At 67.5% G+C, this 21,822-nt stretch carries 20 protein-coding genes; 11 read left to right on the top strand and 9 right to left on the bottom strand.

Features of this window, described 5'->3' with window-relative positions; translation table 11 throughout:
* Window positions 1–112: 112 nt before the first annotated feature.
* Together A8G18_RS03820 and A8G18_RS03815 are read left to right on the top strand one after the other, a co-directional pair.
* Entirely contained in the window at window positions 113–1,930 is a 1,818-nt protein-coding gene (locus tag A8G18_RS03820) for a dynamin family protein (protein ID WP_064062763.1), read from the top strand.
* Window positions 1,927–3,381 (top strand): dynamin family protein, encoded by a 1,455-nt coding sequence (locus A8G18_RS03815; protein WP_064062762.1) that lies wholly within the window; start codon window positions 1,927–1,929, stop codon window positions 3,379–3,381. The genes A8G18_RS03820 and A8G18_RS03815 overlap by 4 nt, the downstream gene beginning before the upstream one ends.
* A 32-nt stretch (window positions 3,382–3,413) precedes the next feature.
* Here the strand turns inward: A8G18_RS03815 and A8G18_RS03810 are convergent, their stop codons facing one another.
* Window positions 3,414–3,668: a hypothetical protein gene (locus A8G18_RS03810; protein ID WP_026003359.1), complete on the bottom strand. Its 255-nt coding sequence runs from the start codon at window positions 3,666–3,668 to the stop codon at window positions 3,414–3,416.
* A gap of 150 nt (window positions 3,669–3,818) precedes the next feature.
* Between A8G18_RS03810 and A8G18_RS03805 the strand changes: the two genes are divergently transcribed.
* Complete coding sequence (locus A8G18_RS03805; RefSeq protein WP_064062761.1) at window positions 3,819–4,523, top strand: PadR family transcriptional regulator; 705 nt, start codon at window positions 3,819–3,821, stop codon at window positions 4,521–4,523.
* 47 nt (window positions 4,524–4,570) lie between these two features.
* Here A8G18_RS03805 and A8G18_RS03800 read toward each other — a convergent pair whose 3' ends face one another.
* From A8G18_RS03800 to A8G18_RS03785, 4 genes are all read right to left on the bottom strand, one after another.
* Window positions 4,571–5,359, bottom strand: coding sequence for an IclR family transcriptional regulator (locus A8G18_RS03800; RefSeq protein WP_064062760.1), 789 nt, complete (start codon window positions 5,357–5,359; stop codon window positions 4,571–4,573).
* Between the two features lie 213 nt (window positions 5,360–5,572).
* Window positions 5,573–6,505 (bottom strand): biphenyl-2,3-diol 1,2-dioxygenase, encoded by a 933-nt coding sequence (gene bphC / locus A8G18_RS03795; protein WP_064062759.1) that lies wholly within the window; start codon window positions 6,503–6,505, stop codon window positions 5,573–5,575.
* Between the two features lie 43 nt (window positions 6,506–6,548).
* On the bottom strand, window positions 6,549–7,730 hold the full coding sequence (locus A8G18_RS03790) for an acyl-CoA dehydrogenase family protein (protein WP_064062758.1): 1,182 nt from the start codon (window positions 7,728–7,730) through the stop codon (window positions 6,549–6,551).
* Window positions 7,731–7,773: 43 nt separating this feature from the next.
* Complete coding sequence (locus A8G18_RS03785) at window positions 7,774–8,946, bottom strand: 3-ketosteroid-9-alpha-monooxygenase, oxygenase component (RefSeq protein WP_064062757.1); 1,173 nt, start codon at window positions 8,944–8,946, stop codon at window positions 7,774–7,776.
* Between the two features lie 245 nt (window positions 8,947–9,191).
* Between A8G18_RS03785 and A8G18_RS03780 the strand changes: the two genes are divergently transcribed.
* The 3 genes from A8G18_RS03780 to A8G18_RS03770 are packed head-to-tail and all read left to right on the top strand — an operon-like array spanning window position 9,192 to window position 11,658.
* Window positions 9,192–9,992: a mycofactocin-coupled SDR family oxidoreductase gene (locus A8G18_RS03780; RefSeq protein WP_084421449.1), complete on the top strand. Its 801-nt coding sequence runs from the start codon at window positions 9,192–9,194 to the stop codon at window positions 9,990–9,992.
* Window positions 9,992–10,825 carry a mycofactocin-coupled SDR family oxidoreductase gene (locus A8G18_RS03775; RefSeq protein WP_064062755.1) on the top strand — a complete coding sequence of 278 codons (834 nt, stop codon included), beginning with the start codon at window positions 9,992–9,994 and terminating at the stop codon, window positions 10,823–10,825. The genes A8G18_RS03780 and A8G18_RS03775 overlap by 1 nt, the downstream gene beginning before the upstream one ends.
* Before the next feature lie 8 nt (window positions 10,826–10,833).
* A complete protein-coding gene (locus A8G18_RS03770) occupies window positions 10,834–11,658 on the top strand; it encodes an SDR family NAD(P)-dependent oxidoreductase (RefSeq protein ID WP_064062754.1) in 825 nt (274 codons plus the stop codon).
* Between the two features lie 171 nt (window positions 11,659–11,829).
* Here the strand turns inward: A8G18_RS03770 and A8G18_RS03765 are convergent, their stop codons facing one another.
* A complete protein-coding gene (locus A8G18_RS03765; protein ID WP_064062753.1) occupies window positions 11,830–13,455 on the bottom strand; it encodes a flavin-containing monooxygenase in 1,626 nt (541 codons plus the stop codon).
* A gap of 384 nt (window positions 13,456–13,839) precedes the next feature.
* Between A8G18_RS03765 and dnaK the strand changes: the two genes are divergently transcribed.
* The 5 genes from dnaK to A8G18_RS03740 all read left to right on the top strand — a co-directional run bounded on the left by dnaK (window position 13,840) and on the right by A8G18_RS03740 (window position 19,645).
* On the top strand, window positions 13,840–15,681 hold the full coding sequence (gene dnaK / locus A8G18_RS03760; RefSeq protein WP_064062752.1) for a molecular chaperone DnaK: 1,842 nt from the start codon (window positions 13,840–13,842) through the stop codon (window positions 15,679–15,681).
* The gene (grpE, locus tag A8G18_RS03755; protein ID WP_064062751.1) at window positions 15,678–16,310 is read left to right on the top strand and encodes a nucleotide exchange factor GrpE; all 633 of its coding nucleotides are present in this window, start codon (window positions 15,678–15,680) and stop codon (window positions 16,308–16,310) included. The genes dnaK and grpE overlap by 4 nt, the downstream gene beginning before the upstream one ends.
* A gap of 32 nt (window positions 16,311–16,342) precedes the next feature.
* A complete protein-coding gene (dnaJ, locus tag A8G18_RS03750) occupies window positions 16,343–17,527 on the top strand; it encodes a molecular chaperone DnaJ (protein WP_064062750.1) in 1,185 nt (394 codons plus the stop codon).
* On the top strand, window positions 17,527–17,931 hold the full coding sequence (locus A8G18_RS03745; RefSeq protein ID WP_016933859.1) for a heat shock protein transcriptional repressor HspR: 405 nt from the start codon (window positions 17,527–17,529) through the stop codon (window positions 17,929–17,931). Before dnaJ ends, A8G18_RS03745 begins: the two co-directional genes overlap by 1 nt.
* 178 nt (window positions 17,932–18,109) lie before the next feature.
* Complete coding sequence (locus A8G18_RS03740) at window positions 18,110–19,645, top strand: FAD-binding protein (RefSeq protein WP_064062749.1); 1,536 nt, start codon at window positions 18,110–18,112, stop codon at window positions 19,643–19,645.
* Between the two features lie 65 nt (window positions 19,646–19,710).
* Here A8G18_RS03740 and A8G18_RS03735 read toward each other — a convergent pair whose 3' ends face one another.
* From A8G18_RS03735 to A8G18_RS03725, 3 genes are all read right to left on the bottom strand, one after another.
* Window positions 19,711–20,163 carry a hypothetical protein gene (locus tag A8G18_RS03735; RefSeq protein ID WP_064062748.1) on the bottom strand — a complete coding sequence of 151 codons (453 nt, stop codon included), beginning with the start codon at window positions 20,161–20,163 and terminating at the stop codon, window positions 19,711–19,713.
* A gap of 83 nt (window positions 20,164–20,246) precedes the next feature.
* Window positions 20,247–21,236: an LLM class flavin-dependent oxidoreductase gene (locus A8G18_RS03730; RefSeq protein WP_064062747.1), complete on the bottom strand. Its 990-nt coding sequence runs from the start codon at window positions 21,234–21,236 to the stop codon at window positions 20,247–20,249.
* 82 nt (window positions 21,237–21,318) lie between these two features.
* A complete protein-coding gene (locus tag A8G18_RS03725; RefSeq protein ID WP_064062746.1) occupies window positions 21,319–21,813 on the bottom strand; it encodes a flavin reductase family protein in 495 nt (164 codons plus the stop codon).
* Between the last annotated feature and the right edge of the window lie 9 nt (window positions 21,814–21,822).

Here is a 21,822-nt window from a genome sequence, read left to right as displayed (position 1 = left end):
CGCCACCGACTCCACCGAGCTCGACGAACTGCTGCCCTGACTCGCATCGTCGGTGGCGTCCAGGACATAATGTCCGGAGCCCGCACCGACGGAAGGCGAGTCGACGCAGCCCATGCAGCAGTCACCGGATACGCAGCGTTCATCCGATCCCTCGAGACGCCGAGCGCTCCTCGACCTGATCGACTCCGCGATCGACCGCTCCCGTAGCGCCGGGCGCAACGATCTCACCGACAGGCTCACGGCCGCCCGCACGAAGGTCTCCGACCCGCGACTGCGGGTGGTCGTCGTCGGGGGACTGAACCAGGGCAAGAGCCGTTTCGTGAACGCACTGCTCGGCCTCGAGGTGTGTTCCGTCGGCGACGACGAGACCACCGCGGTCGCCACGCTCGTGCAGCACGGACACGAACCGTCCGCCGAACTCGTCCCGTCGGGCTCGGCCCCGCGGATCCCTGTTCCCTTCGACGACCTGCAGCAGGTCGCGCCGCGCAGCGCCGGTCGGGACGTCGACCGGCTCGAGGTGAGTGTGCCGAGTCCGCTGCTCGCCGACGGACTCGTGTTCGTCGACACCCCGGGCGTGGGCGGGCACGGAAATCCGCACACCGCAGCTACATTGACGCTGCTCGCGACGGCGGACGCAGTCTTCGTCGTCTCGGACGCGAGCCAGGAGTTCACCGCGCCGGAGATGTCGTTCCTGCGGCAGGTGCAGACGCTGTGCCCGGCCTCGGCGGTGCTCGTCACCAAGACCGATGTGTATCCGCACTGGCGTGCGATCGTCGACGCCGACCGTGAACACCTGCAGCGAGCCGGGCTCGACCTGCCGCTGCTGCCCGTCTCGTCGCTGCTGCGCGAGTACGCATTGCGCACCGAAGATGCCTCGTTGCACCGGGAGTCGGGTTTCGATGCGATCTACGACTTCCTGCGCGAACAGGTGGTCGCGCGGAACGCCGATTCGGCGCGACTGTCCGTCGCACACGATGTGAAGACCGTCGTCGACCATCTCGCGCTCGGGTGCGAGAGCGAACTCGCAGCTCTGCGCGATCCCGAATCCGGCAATGCCGCGATCGAGGACCTGAACCGGGCGCGCGCCGCGACCGAAGCGTTGCGCACGCGGGCGGCGCGGTGGCAGATCACGTTGTCGGACGGCATCGCCGACCTCGCGGCCGACATCGACCACGATCTGCGCGACCGGTTGCGCACGGTCACCCGCGATGCTGAAGCGTCCGTGGACGAATGCGATCCGGGTAAGGAATGGCCGCGCCTCGGGCAGTGGCTGGCCGAGCAGGTCGCCGAATCCGTCGGCGACAACTTCGTGTGGGCGCACGAACGCGCCGAGGCGCTCGCAGGCAAGGTCGCCGAGCACTTCGCACTCGACGACGACTCCTTGCCGTCGTTGCATCTCGGCGACCTGTCGAGACTGCTCGAACCCGTCGAGAACCTGTCCGATCTCGAATCCGGCCGGATCGGGATCGGTCAGAAGGTGCTCGTCGGCATGAAGGGCTCCTACGGTGGGGTGCTCATGTTCGGTCTCGTCACCACCCTCATGGGCATGGCCCTCGTGAACCCGATCTCGGTGGGAGCCGGAGTCGTGCTGGGCACCAAGGCATACCGCGACGACAAGCAGGTACGGCTCACCAAGCGTCGCGCCGACGCGAAGAACGCGATCCGCAAGTTCACCGACGACGTGAGTTTCCAGGTCGGCAAGGAATCGAAGGACCGGCTGCGCCTCATCCAGCGTCAGCTCCGCGATCACTTCACCGAGATCGCCGAGCAGACACTGCGTTCGCTCGACGAGTCGCTCGACGCGGCCCGGCAGGCCGCGACCGTGCAGGAGCAGGAACGCCGGCGTCGGATCGGTGAACTCGACATGCAGGTCGCGGAACTGGGCCGACTGCGATCCCGCGCCGCGGAACTCGCGGGAGTGCAGGCGTGATCCCGGCTCTCGCCCGCGCCCGCGACCTGCTCGGCCGGGCCCGCGCGTCGTACGGTGGAAACCCGGCTGTCGCAGACCGACTCGACGAGTGTGCCGCGCGACTCGACCAGCCGCTGCGGGTCGCGCTCGCCGGATCCCTCAAGGCCGGCAAGTCGACCCTGCTCAACGCGCTCGTGGGACAGGACATCGCGCCCACCGACGCGACGGAATGCACGCGCGTCGTCACCTGGTACCGCAACGGACCCGTACCGTCGGTGAACGCCTGGTACGACGGGGATCGTCACATGCCGGTGCCCGTGCAGCGCCCCGACGGCCGTCTGACCTTCGACCTCGGTGATCTCACCGCCGACCGCGTCGACTTCATCGACGTCGAATGGCCGGCCAGCGCCCTGGCCCAGACCACCATCATCGACACTCCCGGCACGTCGTCGCTGTCGCGGGAGGTGTCGGCGCGGACCCTGGCCCTGCTCACCCCGGAGGAGTCGGCCTCGGGTGCCGACGCCGTCGTCTACCTGATGCGTTCGCTCGGTGCCGCCGACGTCGAGTTCCTCGAGCGGATCGGCCGGCATGTCGGCGGGGGAGCCGGGCCGCTCGGGATCGTCGGGGTGGTGTCGCGTGCCGACGAGGTCGGGGCCGGTCGCGCCGACGCGATGATGTCGGCGAAGCAGGTCGCGGCGAGGTTCACCGACGAACTCGAACGCACCGGCCTGTGTCAGGCGGTCGTGCCGGTCGCCGGATTGCTCGCGCTCGCCGCACGGACGCTGCGGCAGAACGAGTTCGCAGCGTTCGAGGCGCTCGCGCAGGTCCCGGCGGAGCAACTGCAGGTCGCGATGTTGTCGGCCGACCGCTTCGCGCGACCGGACGTCGACCTTCCCGTCGATCCCGGGATGCGCGCGCGTCTGGTGGACAGGTTCGGTCTGTTCGGCATCCGCACGGCGGTGCTGCTCGTGCAGCTCGGTGCCCGCGATTCACCTTCTCTCGCCGCCGAACTCGTCGCGCGCAGTGGGCTCGACGAGCTGCGTCAGGTGATCGACGTGCAGTTCGGTCAGCGTGCCGATCAGCTCAAGACCCACTCGGCGCTGCTGGCACTCGAACGGGTGCTGGACATGTGCGGCGACCGCGAACTGCTGGGAGTGGTGCGGCGCGAACTGGCCGACGACCACGGTTTCGCCGAGCTCCGACTGCTGGGCAGATTGCGGTCGTCGACGGTGTCGTTGCCCGGCGAAGAGGTTCTCGCGTTGCAGCGCGTGGTCGGTGGGTTCGGGATCGGCGCCACCCGTCGGCTCGGTCTCGTCGACGACGCCTCGCCCGCCGAGATCCGGGCGGCGGCCGTGGATGCGGTGCGGCACTGGCGGTCCCGTGCAGAGCACCCGCTGCTCGATCCGTTCACCGCGAAGGCCGCCTCGGTGGCGGCGCGCAGTGCGGAAGGGCTGGTCGCGGGGGTGCGGTAGCCCCGGGAGGGAGATCGGCGGTCCGTCGGGGGTCACTCGAGTCGACCGGGCACCGGATAGCTGCGCAGCGACAGGCCGATCTGGCCCGAGACGATCAGGTCGTCGATCGTCTGCTGCAACTTGTGGCAGGTGGGAACCCAGGCGCGACCGTCCCGGGTGGTGCGGGACCGTGCGAACTCGGGGCAGACGCGGTCGGCGTCGTCGAGCCATTGGATGCTGGTGTGCGCCTCGCTGTACTTCTCGACGAGGACGCGATTGCCACACGTGTTGCACCGGACGCTGTCCATGATCGGACCTCCTTGATCGTGACTGCGACGGTAGTCACCGGCGAGCGGCCCGGCTGCCCGTTCTCCCACGGACCGGGAGATCATGTTCCGGCCCGGGTACGGAATCCCGGCTGCCGCACCCGCATCTACCTGGGCTGTTAGGCTTCGAACATGCCCGAGATCGAGCCTGTCGCCGACGTGTCCGACGACAGTTATCCGTCGTTGCCCGCCACGAGCTGGGCTGTTCTGGGCATGCTCACCTTCGGTGAGGGACTCACCGGATACGACCTGAAGAAGTGGGCGGACTGGAGCATCGGCTTCTTCTACTGGAGTCCGTCCGTCAGCCAGATCTACGCCGAGTTGAAGAAACTCGAGTCGGCGGGACTGGCCGAGTCGGAAATGGTGTCCGAGCCCGGGGAGCGGGGCCGCAGGGTCTACCGCATCACCGAGCGTGGCACCCGCGCCGTGCGGAACTGGTCGCGGGACGCGCCCGTGGAGCAGCCGGTCCTCAAACACGGCCTCATGCTGCGGCTGTGGATGGGGCATCTCAACGAGCCCGAGGAACTGAAGAAACTCGTCCGGTCGCATATCGAGAACATGGAGGCGATGCGGGAGCGGGCCGGGTTGCACGGAGAGCACGCGACTCGCGAACCCGCCTGGGCGTTCTCCAGGATGAGCCTGCTGTGGGCCGAACGCTATTTCCAGGCGGAGATCGATCTGGCCAGACAGGTGCTGACCGACATCGACGAGGCGGCCGAGACGTTCTCGGGTGTCCGGGCGCGCGACGAGTTGGGCAATCCGGTTCCGAAGGCGTCGGGATCCTGGCGCGAGGTGGAGGATTTCGTGCTCGGTCTCGAACGGCGTGAGCGGAGCTAGTTCTCCCTTCCGCCGGTGGCGGGCACCGACGGCGCAGGATGTGGTGGTCAGGCGTATTGCAGGCGGGAGTGCGCTGTCGCGGCGGGCGGACCGGGGTGACGTGGGCGTGGCGCAGCCGGCGCGGTGCGGGGACGTCCGGTGAGGGATCGGTGGATCGCTTTCGCCGCCATACGGACCGGGGCCGCGTGACGATGATCGAATTCGAGGTGTCCGGTCGGTCCGCAGATGGACAGGGCGGCGACGACATCGCCCACGGGGCCGATCGGGACCGCGATGACGCCGATTCCCCCGGAGATCCGGCTCACCTCGTACGCCACGCCCATCTCCCGGACCTTGCGCAGTTCGGGAGTGAAGTCGGTGAGGTCGTGGGTGCCGTCCGGCGTGTAGGCGAGCAGGGTCTTGCCGATTGCGGAATCACGTGCGGGATAGCGGCTGCCCACGCGGGTGGGCAGCTCCGCAGCGAGCCGGCCACCGACCTTGTCGAGATAGAGCACATCGGATCCGTCGAGCACTCCGAGATGCACCACATAACCGGTGGCGCGGTGCAGGTCCTGCAGGATCGGAGCGGCCGCGCTGTGCAGGCGGTTCTGGTGCACGGCGATCGAGCCGAGTTCCATCAGGCGGGTGCCGAGCTCGTAGTCGCGGCCTTCGCGGCGTAGCCACCGTATCTCTACGAGGCGTTCGAGCATCCGATGAGCGGAGGAGCGGGGGAGCCCGGTCCGCCTGACGACCTGGGCGAGGGTGAGGCGCCCCGGGCCGTCGAAGGCGTCCAGGACGAGCGAGATTCGTTCGAGAATCGCGGTGGGGGTGGAGTCTGCAGTCGCGGGTGCGGTCACCGATATCTCCCTCGATCCGGGCGAAGATTGCCACGAAACACAGCTGACGTTGGTATTTCTATTAGGAATAGTGACATACTCTTGCCGCTTTGTGAAGTGGATCACCCGGATCGTATGCCGAGGAGAGGGAACCCGTTGTCCTGGCCGGATGGGGTTCCCCCTCCTCGGGGAGCGATCTGTGGTTGTACGGACAGGGCTGCGCAGCGTGTGGCGCTACATCGCTGCGAGAGGTTCGCTGCCGGACCAGTCGTGGCCCCAGTAACTGTCCGCGGTGATCTCCTCGGACGTGTAGAACGTCTCGTCCACCAACTGCCCGTCGGTGCCGAACTCGATATCCCAGCCACCGGGGGCCCGCACGTAGAACGACACCATCTTGTCGTTGGTGTGGCGGCCCAGCGTCGACGACACCGAGAAGCCGTCCTTCACGACACGGTCGAGCGCCTGCCCGACGGCGTCGAGCGTGTCGACCTCGACCATGATGTGCACCAGGCCGGGCGCACCGCCGTGCGGGGCCGGACACAGCGCGAGGCTGTGGTGACGCTGGTTGACACCCAGGAAACGCACCCGCAGCGGGCCGAACTCCGGCGGCGCCGGGATCCGGAAGGCGCCGCGCGGCAGGAAGCCGAGGACGTCGGTGTAGAAGTCGAACGTGCCGTTCGGATCCATCGTCGGCAGCACGACGTGACCCAGACCCTGTGCGCCGGTGACGAACTCGGCACCGAACGGGGTCACGACCGGGCTGTGGTCGAGGACCGCGCCGTGGAAGACCTCGAGTGTGGTGCCGGCGGGATCCTGGAAGGTGACGACCTCCTCGACGCGGCGGGCGTCCGCCTCCTCGAGCGACAGCGGCTTGACCGCGATGCCGGCGCGTTCGACGGCCTCGGTGACCCGGACCAGTGCGGCATGGTCACGGACCTCCCAGCCGACCGTGACGACCTCGTCGGTCTCACCCGGTACGACGACGATGCGCGCGGCGCGCTCGTCCATGCGCAGGTACAGGGCGTCGGGGTCCGGGCCGGAGCCCTTCGCGAAACCGAGCACGTCGAACGCGAAGGTGCGCCAGCGCTCGATGTTGTCGGTCTGGACCTTCACGTAGCCCAGGGCGCGGATGTCGGTGCCGAAGCCGCCGACATGGGGGTTCGTCATGGTATGTCTCCGTTGTGGATTCGAAGTAGTGGTGATCCAGCGGTCAGATCATGGAACGCAGCGGGCCCTGCGGGTCCACGCCGAGGCTGCTCAATGTCGCGGCGTGGTAGACGGTGCCGGGAACGTGGATCGCGTGGTGCAGCCCGGCGTGCGCGTCGCGCCAGAAGCGCTGCATGGGCTTGTCCATGCGCAGGGCGTTGCCGCCGCAGCGGGCGTAGACCTGGTCGATCGCGGTGACGGCCTGCCATGCCGCGTTCACCTGGGTCTCGCGGCCCAGAGCGCGCTGCTCGAACGTCGGGGTCCTGCCGGCGTCGACCAGATCCCACATGCGATCGACGTTGGCCAGCAGCGAATCCCGCGCCGACCGCAGCTTCGCGGTGGCCTCACCGATCGCGAACATCGTGTACGGATCGTCCTTGACCGCGGTGCCCTGCGGGTTGATGCGCTCGCGCTGGTACTCGTTGGCGTGGTGCAGGAGACCCTCGCAGATGCCGATGGTGGCCGACGTAATGCCCAGCGGGAACATGTTCGACCACGGCATCAGGTACAGCGTCTCGGTGCGGCCGTACTTGCGCACCGCGGTCCCGTCGATGACCTCGTCGCAGTCCATGACGCGGTAGTCGGGCACGAACGCGTCCTCGACCACGACGTCCTTGGAGCCGGTGCCGCGCAGACCCACGACGTCCCAGGAGTCCTCGATGATCTCGTAGTCCGAGCGCGGAATGATCACGTGCAGCATTCGCGGCGGCATCTGCATACTGCCGTCCGGGTTGCACGCGAAGGCACCGAGGAACGCCCAGTCACAGTGGTCGGTCCCGGAGGAGAACGACCACCTGCCGGAGAACGTGTAACCGCCGTCGACCGGCACGCACATGCCGCCCGGCATGTACGGCGACGCGAGCCACGTGTCCTGATCCTCGCCCCAGACCTCCTGCTGGACCCGGGGGTCGGCGAACGCGAGCTGCCAGGGGTGCACGCCCACGATGCCGTGGACCCAGCCCGCCGACGGGTTGATCGACGCCATCCGCATGACGGTCTCCGCGAACTCGCGCGGGTGGGCCTCGAGGCCGCCGTGTTCCTTGGGCTGCAGCATGCGGATGCAGCCGGCCTCCTTCATGCGCTTGGCGGTCGCGTCGGCGACCTTGCCGATCCGCTCGGCCTCGATGCCTTCGACGAAGATGTCGTCGGCGGCGGCCTCGATACAGGCCAGGACTTCGTAGCTCATGCTGACTTTCCTTCTGGTGGGTGTGGTTCTGCGCGGCGGGGGACTAGGACGCCGTGGCAGAACCCTCGGCCTGCTTCGCGATGTTCTCCGCGACCTCCTTCTGCCAGCTCGCGACCGCCCGGGTGGTGTCGATCTCGAACTCGAAGCGCTTGGTCATGTCCTCGGTGACGTCCTCGACGTCGACGTAGAACTGCTGGTACCAGCGGCGCAACTGGTACACCGGGCCGTCCTCCTCGGACAGCAGCGGGTTGTCGATGGGTGCCTTGTTCTTCCAGATCTCGACGTCCTGCTCGAAACCCAGCTGCACACCCTCGGCGAACTGTGCGGCCATTCCGGCCGACGCCTCGTCGGACAGACCCGGCAGCTTCTTGACGATCGCCCCGTACTGCAGCACGAACTCGTCGTTGCTCACCGGGTAGTGACAGTTGATGAGGACCGTCTCGATGGTCTGGCCGTTGGCATCGGATTCGAGCCAGTCGATCATGTACGACGGACCGAAGTACGAGGCCTCAGAACGCAGCTCGGCGTTGGGGTCGTCGTAGTTGGTGCCGGAGATGACGTCCTCCCGGCCGGTGGAGTGCATGTACTGCGTGGCGGTGTGGCCTTCGAAGACGTTCTTGAAGTAACGCGGGAACGAGTAGTGGATGTAGAAGAAGTGCGCCATGTCGACGACGTTGTCGACGATCTCGCGGCAGTGCGAGCCCTTGATGCGCAGAGTCTTCCAGCTCCAGTCCGTCCACTCGTCGGTGCCGTAGCCCGCGATCTCGGGGATCGTGACGTCGGCCGGCGGCGGGTTGCCCTGCGGGTCGTTCCACACGTAGAGCTGACCGTTGCGCTCGAGCGTCGTCCACGCGCGGGTCTTGGCGATCGGCGGCACGCGGCGGGCGTAGGGGATGTCGGTGCATCTGCCCTTACCGTTCCAGCGCCAGTCGTGGAACGGACACGCGATGGAGTCACCCTTGATCTCACCGCGGCTCAGGTCACCGCCCATGTGCCGGCAGTAGGCGTCGAGGACGTTGAGTTGTCCCTTGCTGTCGGCGAAGACGACGAGCTTGGTGCCGAAGGCCTCGATGGAGTGCGGCTTGCCGTCCTGGAAGTCGCGGAGGAGACCGAGACAGTGCCAGCCACGCGCGAAGCGGGTGGGGGCTGCCGCGGCTTCGATCTCGCGGACCTCGATGTCGTCGTCCGAGACTGCCGGGGTTGCGTCGAGAGACATGAATTCCTCCGTACCGTCATGGGGGAGAGATATGTGATCTGCCTCATAGAACTCATCGGCGTGTCGGAGGGAAACAGTTCCTCCCGCTGGATGGAACGCGAAGAACCGAAGGCTCGGACGCGTCCCTCCCGCCACGTGGGAGAAACCCTCCCGAACGCGAGTCCCCGCTGGTTAGCGTCACCTCACGGCAAGCCACGTCGGAAGGAAACACGGATCGTGCGGACGACAGCAGGTGCACCATGCGGATGACGGGGAAGACCGTATTGATCACGGGTGCGGGAGGTGGGCTCGGTCGCGCGTGCGCGACACGGCTGGCCGAGGAAGGCGCCGACATCGTCGCGCTGGATCTGCCGGGCGGTCGCACGGAGCCCGCATTGGCCGAAACTGCCCGCCTCGTGCGGGCCACGGGGCGCCGGATCGTCACCGGAACCGCGGACGTCCGCGACTTCGACGCGGTGGTCGCGGCGGTGCGGTCCGGAGTGTCCGAACTCGGGCCGCTCGACGTCGTGGTCGCCAACGCCGGCATCAGTGACAATCCGGGACCGTCCTGGGAGATCGACGACGAGATCTGGAACCGGTCGATCGACGTCAACCTCACCGGCACCTGGCACACCGTCAAGGCCGGTGTCGCCGAACTCGATCCCGCCGGGGGCTCGGTGATCATCGTCAGTTCCACCGCCGCGATCAAGGCCGTACCGGGGGCGTCGCACTACTCGGCGGCGAAGCACGCGGTCACGGGCCTGGCCAAGACCCTCGCCAACGAACTCGGGTCACGGACGATCCGCGTCAACACGGTCCACCCGGGTGCGGCGGCGACGCCGATGACGCTCAATCCCGCGACCTTCGCGCGGCTGCGCCCCGACCTCGACGCTCCCACCGCCGACGACGCCGCCGAGGTGCTGTCGAGGAAGACGGTCCTGCGCGTGCCGTGGATCGAACCGGTCGACGTGAGCAATGCGGTGTTGTTCCTGGCATCGGACGAATCCCGGTACGTCACCGGCCTGCAGATGATCGTCGACGGCGGTCTGACCCAGAAGGTGGCCTGATGAGTGGACGCCTGGAAGGGAAGGTCGCGCTGATCACCGGTGCGGCACGAGGTATGGGACGCGCCCAGGCCGTGCGGTTCGCGCAGGAGGGCGCCGACATCGTCGCCGTCGACGTGTGCGCACCGGTCGAACATGCGACCACTCCCGGTGCGTCACCCCACGATCTCGCCGAGACCGTGCGACTGGTGGAATCGCTCGGTCGGAAGATCTGTCCCTTCGAGGTGGACGTGCGCGATCAGCCGTCGCTCGACGATGCGGTGGCGCAGGCGGTCGCAACACTCGGCCGCCTGGACGTCGTGTGCGCGACGGCGGGGATCAGCTCCTCGGGCCGGGCGACCGAGATGGACACCGAACGCTGGCAGACCATGCTCGACGTCAACCTGACCGGCGTGTGGCGCACGTGCAAGGCGGCCATTCCCCACATCCTGGACGGCGGGCGCGGAGGTTCGATCGTGCTGATCAGCTCCATCGCCGGTCTTCGTGGGCTCGTGAGTGTCGGCCATTACACCGCCGCCAAACACGGTGTCGTGGGCCTGATGAAATCGCTCGCGAACGAGCTTGCGCCGCAACGGGTGCGGGTCAACACGATCCATCCCGCCAACACCCGGACCCCGATGGTCGAGAACCCGGCCACGATGCGCACCTTCTGCCCGGGTGCCGAGGACCCGACACGGGAACAATTCGAGGCGGCTCTGCAATCGATGCATCTGCTTCCGGTGCCGTTGATCGAGCCCGAGGACATCGCGAACGCGAGCCTGTTCCTCGCATCCGAGGAATCCCGCTACGTCACCGGTGTGACTTTGCCCGTCGACGCCGGCCACTGCGTGAAGTAGGAGGCACCGTGCGATTCGAGGATCTTGCGGGCGGCACCGCTGTCGTGACCGGAGCCGGCAGCGGCATCGGGGAGAGCGCGGCCCGCCGGGCCACCGAACTCGGCATGAACGTGGTGCTCGCGGACGTCTCCGCCCACCGTGCCGAGACGGTCGCGGCGAAGCTGCGAGCCGACGGGCACACGGCGCTGGTGATCCCGACCGACGTCCGTGATGCGGCCGCGGTGGATGCCCTCGCGGACGCGGTGTACTCCGAATTCGGTTCGGTGTCGGTGCTTCTCAACAATGCGGGGCTGGAATCTCTCGGTTTCACGTGGGAGGTTCCCGCCGACGAGTGGCGCCGGGTGATCGACGTCAATCTGCTGGGTGTCTTCCACGGTATCCGCTCGTTCGTCCCGCGGATGGGTGCCGACCCGCGTCGGTCGCACATCGTGAACACGTGCTCGGTGGGTGGCATCGCCATCACACCGCGGATGACGGCCTACGCGGCGTCGAAGCACGGCGTCCAGGCGCTCACCGAATGTCTCTATCTCGAATGCGCCGAGGTGTATCCGCAGATCGGTGTCTCGGTGTTCAGTCCGGGCCAGGTCGCCACGCGCATCTTCGAGGACGTCCCGGTCCGCGACGCGACCACTGACGACGCCGGTTTCTGGCGTGAACAGATCCGGGAAGGCATGGCGCCGGACGACGCCGCGCGGGTGTTGTTCGACGGCATCGTGCGCGACGACTTCTGGATCTCGAGCCACCCCGAGCAGTTCGAGCGCCTGGCATCCAAACGTGCGAGAACCTTGAACGAGAAGTTACGACCGGACGCGTTGTTCGACGGGCGCAACTGATTCCGATCACGCACACCGGGTCGTGCCGGCAGCGGAGCATTCGCGCTCGGCTGTCGGCGCGGCCCGCCGGGTACTCGCGTCGGTTGCAGAACCCGGACGCCGAGGCAGGGAACGGGCTCCGCCGTGTTCCGGCAGAGCCCGCCTCGTGACGTGCGTCGATCGCGGCGAATGTCAACCCTCGATGATCGTGAAGCCCTTGTAGCCGGATTCCGCTACCTCGGTGATGATGTCGCGGTAGGCACCGAAGCCGCCGAGGAAGGGCATGAACACGCGGGGTCGTCCGGGGATGTTCGCGCCGACGTACCAGGAGTTCGCGGAATTCAGCAACGACGCCTCGGCCCGGCTGCGACATTCCTCCACCCAGTCGGCAACGGCCTCCGGGGTGCCCTCGATGCCGGCCGCGCCGCGAGCGTCGAGATAGGCGATGACGTCGGCGACCCAGTCGACGTGAAGTTCGGAGTGCAGCACCATGTTCGCAAGGACCGACGGGCTGCCGGGGCCGGTGAGGTTGAAGAAGTTGGGGAAGCCGTCGATGCCGAGGCCGAGATAGGTCTGTGGTCCGGCGGCCCACTTGTCCTTCAGGCTACGTCCACCGCGCCCCACGATCTCGAGCTTGTCGAGTGATCCGGTCATGGCGTCGAAACCGGTGGCGAGGACGATCCCGTCGAGGTCGTAGTGGGCCCCGGTGGTGATGATGCCGGTCTCGTCCATCCCTACGATCGGGGTGCTGCGCAGGTCGACGAGTTCGACGTTGTCGCGGTTGTACGTCTCGTAGTAGCCGCTGTCGGTGACGATGCGCTTGGCCCCGATGGGATGGTCCTCGGGGACGAGCAGTTCGGCGATTGCGGGATCGTCGACGACCGCGCGGATCTTCTCCTCCCAGAACGCGCGGGCGGTGTCGTTGGCCGCCCGGTCGGTGAGCTGATCCGGGAAGGCTTTCGAGAAGAGGACACCACCGAGTTTCCAGCGTTCCTCGTAGACGGCGCGTCGTTCCTCCTCGGACACCTCGAGTGCCGGCTTCGGATGCGGCCGGTGCGGGGAACCGCCACCGGATTCCCGGGACAACCGCCGTCGTTCGGCGTAGTTCGCCTTCTGTTCGGCGCGGGCGGTGTCGTCGAGCGGCCTGTTGCCCGCCGGAATGCTGTAGTTGGCGGAGCGCTGGAAGACGAACAGCTTCTCGGCCTGCTCGGCGATGATCGGGACGGATTGGATGCCCGACGATCCGGTGCCGATCACGCCGACGCGCCGGCCGGTGAAATCGACACCGTCGTGGGGCCAGTGGGCGGTGTGGAAGACATCGCCGGTGAAACGTTCGAGGCCGTCGAAGGCAGGAATATTCGCATTCGAGAGCGGTCCGGCCGCTACGACGAAGAACCGCGCCGAGACCACGTCGCCGCCGTCGGTGCGTACGGTCCAGCGCAGAGTGTCCTCGTCGAGAACCGCCGACGTGACCCGGGTGTCGAACCGAATGTCGCGGCGCAGCTCGAAACGATCGGCGACGTGCTCGAGATAGGCCAGGATCTCGGGCTGAGTGGCGTACTTCTCGCTCCAGTTCCATTCCTGCTCGAGGTCGGGGGAGAACGAGTACGAGTAGTCGATGGACTCGACGTCGCAGCGCGCTCCGGGGTAGCGGTTCCAGTACCAGACACCGCCTACCCCGGATCCGGCCTCGAACGCCCGGACCGTCAGGCCGCGGCTGCGGAAACGATGGATCGCGTACAAACCGGCGATGCCGGCACCGACTACGACGACGTCGAAGTCGGTGATGATCTCGGGTTCCGAATGTCGTCCGTTCACTGGGGGAAGCCTTTCCGCGAGCACGAGCCGTCCGGTCCGTACAGGACCGGACCTGGGGTTCATGAAGTGAATTCACGCTATGACCGAGAGAAGCGGCACGGCACCGGCATATCCCGCCCAGCGGGTCGTTTCGGACGCGGCGGCAGACGAGCCGACAGGATTGGGCACATGAGTGACGCTCGTCACCTCCGGAACAAATTCCCACGACCTGCCGTTGGACGAGTCAGACAACTTGAGTGCAACAGGCTCAACTTCACTTGACGACGAGAGTCGCTCCGGTGCAGGCTTGAGTCGACCGCGCTCACCTGAGTCGAACAGGCTCAGGTCGGCATGGAACGTTTTCGCGGTGCACACGCGCCGCGGCAGGAACATTGGAGGAAAATTATGGCTCGTGCGGTCGGCATCGACCTCGGAACCACCAACTCGGTCGTTTCCGTTCTGGAAGGCGGCGAGCCCGTGGTGGTCGCCAACGCGGAGGGGTCCCGTACCACCCCGTCCGTCGTCGCATTCGCGAAGAACGGTGAGGTTCTGGTGGGGCAGCCCGCCAAGAACCAGGCGGTCACCAACGTCGACCGCACCATCCGTTCGGTCAAGCGCCACATCGGCTCCGACTGGACCGTGGCCATCGACGACAAGAAGTACACGCCGCAGGAGATCAGCGCCCGCACGCTGATGAAGCTCAAGCGCGACGCCGAGTCGTACCTCGGTGAAGACATCACCGACGCGGTCATCACCGTCCCGGCGTACTTCAACGACGCCCAGCGTCAGGCGACGAAGGAAGCCGGCACCATCGCCGGTCTCAACGTCCTGCGCATCGTCAACGAGCCCACCGCGGCCGCGCTCGCCTACGGCCTCGACAAGGGTGAGAAGGAACAGACCATCCTGGTCTTCGACCTCGGTGGCGGCACCTTCGACGTGTCCCTCCTCGAGATCGGCGACGGCGTCGTCGAGGTCCGCGCGACCTCCGGCGACAACCATCTCGGCGGCGACGACTGGGACGAGCGCATCGTCAACTGGCTCGTCGACAAGTTCAAGGCGCAGCACGGCGTCGACCTGACCAAGGACAAGATGGCCCTGCAGCGTCTGCGTGAGGCCGCGGAGAAGGCGAAGATCGAGCTGTCGTCCTCGCAGTCGACCTCGATCAACCTGCCGTACATCACCGTCGACGCCGACAAGAACCCGCTCTTCCTCGACGAGCAGCTGTCCCGCTCGGAGTTCCAGAAGATCACCGGCGACCTCCTCGAGCGCACCCGCGCTCCGTTCCAGCAGGTCGTCAAGGACGCCGGCATCTCCGTCGGCGACATCGACCACGTCGTCCTCGTGGGCGGCTCGACCCGTATGCCCGCCGTCACCGATCTGGTGCGCGAGCTCACCGGTGGCCGCGAGCCCAACAAGGGTGTGAACCCCGACGAGGTCGTCGCCGTGGGTGCTGCCCTGCAGGCCGGCGTCCTCAAGGGCGAGGTCAAGGACGTGCTCCTGCTCGACGTCACCCCGCTGTCGCTCGGTATCGAGACCAAGGGCGGCGTGATGACCAAGCTCATCGAGCGCAACACCACGATCCCCACCAAGCGGTCGGAGACCTTCACCACGGCCGACGACAACCAGCCGTCCGTGCAGATCCAGGTCTTCCAGGGTGAGCGTGAGATCGCGGCGCACAACAAGCTGCTCGGCTCCTTCGAGCTCGGCGGCATCGCACCGGCTCCGCGCGGTGTCCCGCAGATCGAGGTGACCTTCGACATCGACGCCAACGGCATCGTCCACGTCACCGCCCGCGACAAGGGCACCGGCAAGGAGAACACGATCAAGATCCAGGAAGGCTCCGGCCTGTCCCAGGAGGAGATCGACCGGATGGTCAAGGATGCCGAGGCCCACGCCGAGGAGGACCGCAAGCGTCGCGAGGAGGCCGAGGTCCGCAACCAGGCCGAGTCGCTCGTGCACCAGACCGAGAAGTTCATCAAGGAGAACGAGGACAAGGTGCCGGCCGACGTCAAGGAGAAGGTCGAGGCTGCCGTCAAGGAGGCCAACGACGCTCTCTCCGGCTCGGACATCAACGCGGTCAAGGCCGCCGTCGAGAAGCTCGCGACCGAGTCGCAGGCACTCGGCCAGGCCATCTACGAGGCGCAGGGCGCCGACGGTGCCGCTGCCGGTGACGGCGCGGCCGCAGGTGCCGACGACGTCGTCGACGCCGAGGTCGTCGACGAGCCCAACGATTCGGAGAAGAAGTGAGTGCCGACAAGCCCGAGCAGGAACCGGTGACCGTCACCGACAAGCGACGGATCGACCCCGAGACCTTCGAGGTGCGCGACCCGGCCGACGAGCCGCGCGCCGAGGAGGGTGAGGTGATCGAGTCGGTTCCTGCGGAGGGTGAGGCCGAGAAGGCCGAGAAGACCGAGGGGCAGTCGCAGGAGGCGAAGGAACTCGCCGAGCGCACCGCCGACCTGCAGCGGGTGAGCGCGGAGTTCGCGAACTACCGTCGCCGCGCCGAAGCGCAGCGCGCGGCGTCCGCGGAGGAGGCCAAGGCATCCGTCGCGGCGAAGTTCCTCGACGTCCTCGACGACCTCGACCGTGCCCGCGCGCACGGCGACCTCGAGTCGGGTCCGTTGAAAGCATTGTCGGACAAGCTCACCGGCGTGTTCGACTCCCTCGGACTGGCCGCATTCGGTGTCGAGGGCGATGCCTTCGATCCCGAACTGCACGAGGCCGTCCAGATGGAAGGCGACGGCAACCATCCGGTGCTCGGGGCGGTGCTCCGCAAGGGCTACCGCTTCGGCGACCGCATTCTGCGGCACGCGATGGTGACGGTGACCGACGGCGATCCGGTGGATACGCCGTCGGGTGAGTCCGGCACAGAGTAAGAACAAGAAAACGCGAGAGGAGGAGACGCCCGGTGAGCCAGCGGGAGTGGATCGAGAAGGACTTCTACAAGGACCTGGGCGTCTCCCCCGACGCGACGCAGGACGAGATCAAGAAGGCCTACCGGAAACTGGCACGGGATCTGCATCCCGACGCCAACCACGGTGACGCGAAGGCCGAAGAGCGCTTCAAGGCCGTCAGCGAGGCCAACGCCGTTCTGTCGGATCCCGCCAAGCGCAAGGAATACGACGAGACCCGGCGCATGTTCGCCTCCGGCGGTTTCCCCGGCGGTGGTGGCTTCCGTGCCGGCACCGGCGGATTCTCCGGTGGCACCGGGGCGACCTTCGACATCGGCGACCTGTTCGGCGGTGGTGGTGGCGGCGACGGTGGGCTCGGCGACCTGTTCGGCGGGCTGTTCAACCGCGCCGGTGGCGGCACCGCGCCCACCGCCGGTCGTTCGCGTCCGCGCCGCGGGTCCGATGTCGAGACCGAGACGACGCTCGACTTCCGCGACGCCGTTCAGGGCGTCACGATTCCCCTGCGGATGACCAGCCCGGCGCCGTGCACCACCTGCCACGGCAGCGGTGCCCAGCCGGGAACGAGTCCGCGGGTGTGCCCGAACTGCAACGGAAGCGGTGTGGTCTCCCGCAACCAGGGTGCGTTCGGTTTCTCCGAGCCCTGTGACGACTGCCGGGGCAGCGGATCGATCATCGACAATCCCTGCACCGACTGCCGCGGCACCGGTGTCCAGAACCGCACCCGCACCATCACCGTGCGTGTGCCCGCCGGTATCAAGGACGGCTCCCGTATCCGTCTCGCCGGCCAGGGCGAGGCCGGTCTGCGCGGTGCCCCGTCGGGCGACCTGTTCGTGACGGTGCACGTGCGACCCGACCGCGTGTTCGGCCGTGAGGGCGACGATCTCACCCTCGTGCTGCCCGTCAGTTACGGCGAACTCGTCCTGGGTGGCACCGTCTCGGTGCCGACCCTCGACGGCCGGGTGGGGCTCAAGATCCCGCCGGGAACCGCCGACGGGCGGGTCCTCCGGGTGCGTGGACGCGGCGTCCCCAAGCGCGGGGGCGGCGCCGGAGATCTGCTCGTGACCGTGAAGGTCGCGATCCCGCAGAATCTCGACGAGAAGGCGACGGAAGCACTTCACAACTATCTTCGTGCAGAAGAGGCAGGCGGTTTCGATCCTCGAGAGGGATGGGCAGGTGCGTGATGAGCGAGACGAGAATGCCGCGGGATCTGTCACCGGACCCCGATGCGCGCGTCTACGTCATCTCGGTGGCAGCAGAACTCGCCGGGATGCATGCGCAGACGCTGCGTAATTACGACCGACTCGGACTCGTCACCCCGCATCGCACCAGCGGCGGCGGCCGCCGGTATTCGCCGCGCGACGTCGAACTGCTGCGCGAGGTGCAGCGACTCTCCCAGGACGAAGGCGTCAACCTCGCCGGGATCAAGCGGATCATCGAATTGACCAACCAGGTCGAGGCGCTGCAGCATCGCGTCGCGGAACTCAACGCAGAGGTCGTGCAGTTGCGTTCGACGCGCGGCGATCTGGTGCCGGTGGCCCGCAGCAATGCCCTCGTGGTCTGGAAGCCGCGCAACCGACGGGACTGACCGCACCGCGGTCGAGCGGGACTGACCGCACCGCGGTCGAGCGGGACCGACCGCACCACGGTCGAGCGCGACCGATCGGACGTTTTTCTCCCGTACAGCGAGATGATCGTGTCGCGACTCTTCACCTTCTGCCTAGTGTGGCGTGTTCCACACGAACGGTCGACGGAAGGCAGCAGTCATGACGGAGTGGGCGGAAGAATGCGACGTCCTCGTGGTGGGGTCGGGAGCCGGAGGGTGTTGCGGTGCGTACACCGCTGCACGTGAAGGACTTTCGGTGATCCTCGTCGAGGCGTCCGAGTACTTCGGCGGTACCACGGCGTATTCCGGTGGTGGGGGTGTCTGGTTTCCCACCAACGCGGTCTTGCAGCGTGCCGGTGACGACGACACCATCGAGGACGCGCTGACCTACTACCACGCGGTCGTCGGCGACCGCACCCCGCGCGAGCTGCAGGAGGCCTACGTCCGCGGCGGCGCCCCCCTCGTCGACTACCTGGAATCCGACGACGACCTCGAATTCATGGTCTACCCGTGGCCCGACTATTTCGGCAAGGCCCCGAAGGCCCGCGCGCAGGGCCGTCACATCATCCCGTCGCCCCTGCCGGTCGCCGACGACCCCGAGCTCAACGAGTCGGTCCGTGGCCCCCTCGGCCGCGAACGCAACGGTGAGGCCCTGCCCGATGTGCTCATCGGTGGTCGCGCTCTCGTCGGCCGATTCCTCGTCGCCATGCGCAAGTACCCGAATGTGGAGCTGCACCGGAACACCCCGCTCGAGGAACTCATCGTCGAGGACGGTGTGGTGGTCGGCGCGGTCGTCGAGAACAACGGTGAGCGGCGGACGATCCGCGCGCGCAAGGGCATCGTCCTCGCAGCCGGCGGTTTCGATCAGAACGACGAGATGCGCAGCAAGTACGGTGTGCCGGGCGCTGCACGGGACTCCATGGGTCCGTGGTCGAATCTCGGCAAGGCGCACCAGGCGGGTATCGCCGTGGGCGCCGATGTGGATCTGATGGGCGAGGCCTGGTGGTCGCCGGGTCTGACCCATCCGGACGGACGCTCGGCGTTCGCGCTGTGCTTCACCGGCGGCATCTTCGTCGACCAGGAGGGCAAGCGGTTCACCAACGAGTACGCGCCCTACGACCGACTGGGCCGGGACGTCATCGCCCGCATGGAGCGTGGTGAGATGACCCTGCCGTTCTGGATGATCTACGACGACCGGCGCGGGGCGGTTCCGCCGGTCGGGGCGACGAATGTGCCTCTCGTCGAAACCGAGAAGTACGTCGAGGCGGGGTTGTGGAAGACCGCCGGCACCCTCGAGGAGCTCGCCGAGCAGATCGGCGTGCCTGCGGAGACCCTGCAGGCGACTGTCGCCCGGTGGAACGAGCTGGCTGCGAAGGGCGTCGACGAGGACTTCGATCGCGGTGGCGAGCCGTACGATCTGGCCTTCACCGGCGGCGGTTCCGCGCTGGTTCCGATCGAACAGGGACCCTTCCACGCGGCGCAGTTCGGCATCTCGGACCTCGGTACCAAGGGCGGGTTGCGGACCGACACCGTCGGTCGCGTGCTCGACGGCAACGGCGAACCGATCCCCGGGCTGTACGCGGCGGGCAACACGATGGCCGCACCCAGCGGCACCGTCTACCCCGGCGGCGGCAATCCGATCGGCACGAGCGCGTTGTTCGCGCACCTGTCGGTGATGGACGCGGCATCGCGCTGAGTATGTGACCCGACGAGTCCGGGCCCGGAAGGATACGCAGGTATCCTTCCGGGCCCGGTGCCGTGTCAGGGGCGGGTGACGGCGAAGTTCGCTGTCATGAACGGATATCCGTCCTCCACGGTCGTCGCGACCGCGAATCCGTGCCGGTTGACGCCTTCGATGTGGGTACCGTCGCCGTTCGCGACGCCCGTGCCGTAGTTGTTGGCCATGAGCGCTACCGTCGCGTCGCCGGGCATCGTGTAGCCGATCCGGATTCCGAATCCGCGGCGATCGGTGCTGCTCGCCGACACCGTCTCCGTCGACCGGGCCGGAACCACGGTGGCCGGCTCGTCCACCCACCTCCCGTAGGGATTGTCCTTCGACGTGAGCACCATCGGTGCGTCGGTGTCGTTGCGGATCGTCACCGAGATGGTGGGTCCGTCGGGGGATGGCGAATCGGCTGCGGCGGTGGCCGGCGCGGTGAGTGCTGCCGCGACGGTGAGAGCCGCGGCGGCGACAGCGCGGGTGCGGTACTTCATTCTGCTCCTGCGATTGACGACTCGGGTTCTGACCGGTCGCCGAAGTGTACCCGCCGGTAGCCTGACGCGTAAGCCCTCGTCGATCAGGCCGGGACCAGGTCGCTGACCTCGGCGACGAGCTCCAGCGAGCGCAGCCAGGCGTCGCGTCCGGGGGCCGAGGAGACGACGATCAGTTCGTCGGCCTGCGCGTGTTCGGTGAAGCGGTCGAGGTAGTCGCGCACCTGGCCGGGAGTGCCCACGGCCGTGTACCGCAGCATCTCGAGCACCTGCATCCCGGCGGGGGAGTCGAGCAGCATGTCGATCTCCTCGTCGGTGAAAGTGCGTCCGCGTCCGACCATCTGCACGACCCGTGCGCGCTTGGTCGCCTCGAACAACGACAGCGCTTCCTCGGTGCTGTCGGCGGCGATGACGCCGACGCCGGCGATGACGTAGGGCTCCGGATGCTCGGGGGAGGGCTGGAACTCGCGGCGGTACAGCTTCACCGCGTCCTCGAGCGCCTGCGGAGCGAAGTGCGATGCGAATGCGTACGGAAGCCCCAGCAACGCAGCGAGTTTCGCCCCGAACAGCGACGATCCGAGGATGTACAGCGGAACGTCGGTGCCCTTACCGGGAATCGCGTCGACCCCCGGTATCCGCGACTCGCCCTTCAGATACGCCTGCAGTTCGAGGACGTCCTGCGGGAAGCTGTCGGCCGAGGTCGGGTCGCGTCGCAGTGCCCGCATGGTCTTCTGGTCGCTGCCCGGCGCGCGCCCGAGACCGAGATCGATGCGGCCCGGATGCAGCGTGGCGAGGGTGCCGAACTGTTCGGCGATGGTCAGCGGCGAATGGTTGGGCAGCATGATGCCGCCCGAGCCGAGACGGATCGACGAGGTGTGCGCGGCGACGTGCGCGATGAGCACGCTCGTCGCCGACGAGGCGATCGTCGGCATGTTGTGATGCTCGGCGTACCAGATGCGCCGGTAGCCCCACTGCTCGGCGAGCCGGGCCATCTTCACGCTGGCGTCGAAGCTCTCGCGGGCGGTCTCACCCTTGCCGATGTGGGCGAGGTCGAGGATGGAGAGGGGAACGGTCACCGGTGATCCTTCGCGTCGGGGCCCGGTATCGGCCGCCGGGCACACCCCCGGAGCAACCTCTACCGGTGACCGTCTATTCCCGTCATCCGCGGTCGAAACCGCCGTAGGTGCCCTGGAAGAACAGCAGGGGGCCGTTGGTGTGCAGTGACGTCAGCCCGGTGACCCGTGCCAGCACGATCGTGTGGTCGCCGGCCTCGTACTCGGTCTCCACGGTCGCCTCGACCCGCGCGAGGGCTCCCTCGATGGCCGGAGCGCCGTTGTCGCCTCGTTCCCAGCGCACCCCGCGGAACTTGTTGCCGCCGCTCACCGCGAACGCACCGCACAGGGTGCGCTGGCTCTCGGACAGGACGTTGACGGCCAGGGTGCCCACCTCCCGGATCTTCGGCCACGTCTTCGAGGTGCGGGCGGGGCAGAACGAGATGAGCGGCGGATCCAGTGATACGGACACGAACGACTGGCACGCGAACCCGAGAGGCTCGTCGCCGTCGAGCGCGGTGATCACCGTGACGCCCGTGCAGAAATTGCTCATCACGTCGCGGATCCGTCGAGGATCGAGCACCGCGTGTTCCGCTGTCATCCAAAAACT

Source organism: Rhodococcus gordoniae (assembly GCF_001646655.1).
GTDB lineage: Bacteria > Actinomycetota > Actinomycetes > Mycobacteriales > Mycobacteriaceae > Rhodococcus > Rhodococcus gordoniae.
This window is presented reverse-complemented; position numbering and strand designations above follow the sequence as displayed.

What these genes read in the sequence shown, in the direction of transcription:
- A8G18_RS03820 (WP_064062763.1), top strand. Translation starts at nt 113, where the DNA reads ATGCAGCAGTCACCGGATACGCAGCGTTCATCCGATCCCTCGAGACGC.
- A8G18_RS03810 (WP_026003359.1), bottom strand. Translation starts at nt 3,668, where the DNA reads ATGGACAGCGTCCGGTGCAACACGTGTGGCAATCGCGTCCTCGTCGAG.
- A8G18_RS03805 (WP_064062761.1), top strand. Translation starts at nt 3,819, where the DNA reads ATGCCCGAGATCGAGCCTGTCGCCGACGTGTCCGACGACAGTTATCCG.
- bphC (WP_064062759.1), bottom strand. Translation starts at nt 6,505, where the DNA reads ATGACGAACCCCCATGTCGGCGGCTTCGGCACCGACATCCGCGCCCTG.
- A8G18_RS03790 (WP_064062758.1), bottom strand. Translation starts at nt 7,730, where the DNA reads ATGAGCTACGAAGTCCTGGCCTGTATCGAGGCCGCCGCCGACGACATC.
- A8G18_RS03785 (WP_064062757.1), bottom strand. Translation starts at nt 8,946, where the DNA reads ATGTCTCTCGACGCAACCCCGGCAGTCTCGGACGACGACATCGAGGTC.
- A8G18_RS03780 (WP_084421449.1), top strand. Translation starts at nt 9,192, where the DNA reads ATGACGGGGAAGACCGTATTGATCACGGGTGCGGGAGGTGGGCTCGGT.
- A8G18_RS03775 (WP_064062755.1), top strand. Translation starts at nt 9,992, where the DNA reads ATGAGTGGACGCCTGGAAGGGAAGGTCGCGCTGATCACCGGTGCGGCA.
- dnaK (WP_064062752.1), top strand. Translation starts at nt 13,840, where the DNA reads ATGGCTCGTGCGGTCGGCATCGACCTCGGAACCACCAACTCGGTCGTT.
- A8G18_RS03745 (WP_016933859.1), top strand. Translation starts at nt 17,527, where the DNA reads ATGAGCGAGACGAGAATGCCGCGGGATCTGTCACCGGACCCCGATGCG.
- A8G18_RS03740 (WP_064062749.1), top strand. Translation starts at nt 18,110, where the DNA reads ATGACGGAGTGGGCGGAAGAATGCGACGTCCTCGTGGTGGGGTCGGGA.
- A8G18_RS03735 (WP_064062748.1), bottom strand. Translation starts at nt 20,163, where the DNA reads ATGAAGTACCGCACCCGCGCTGTCGCCGCCGCGGCTCTCACCGTCGCG.
- A8G18_RS03725 (WP_064062746.1), bottom strand. Translation starts at nt 21,813, where the DNA reads ATGACAGCGGAACACGCGGTGCTCGATCCTCGACGGATCCGCGACGTG.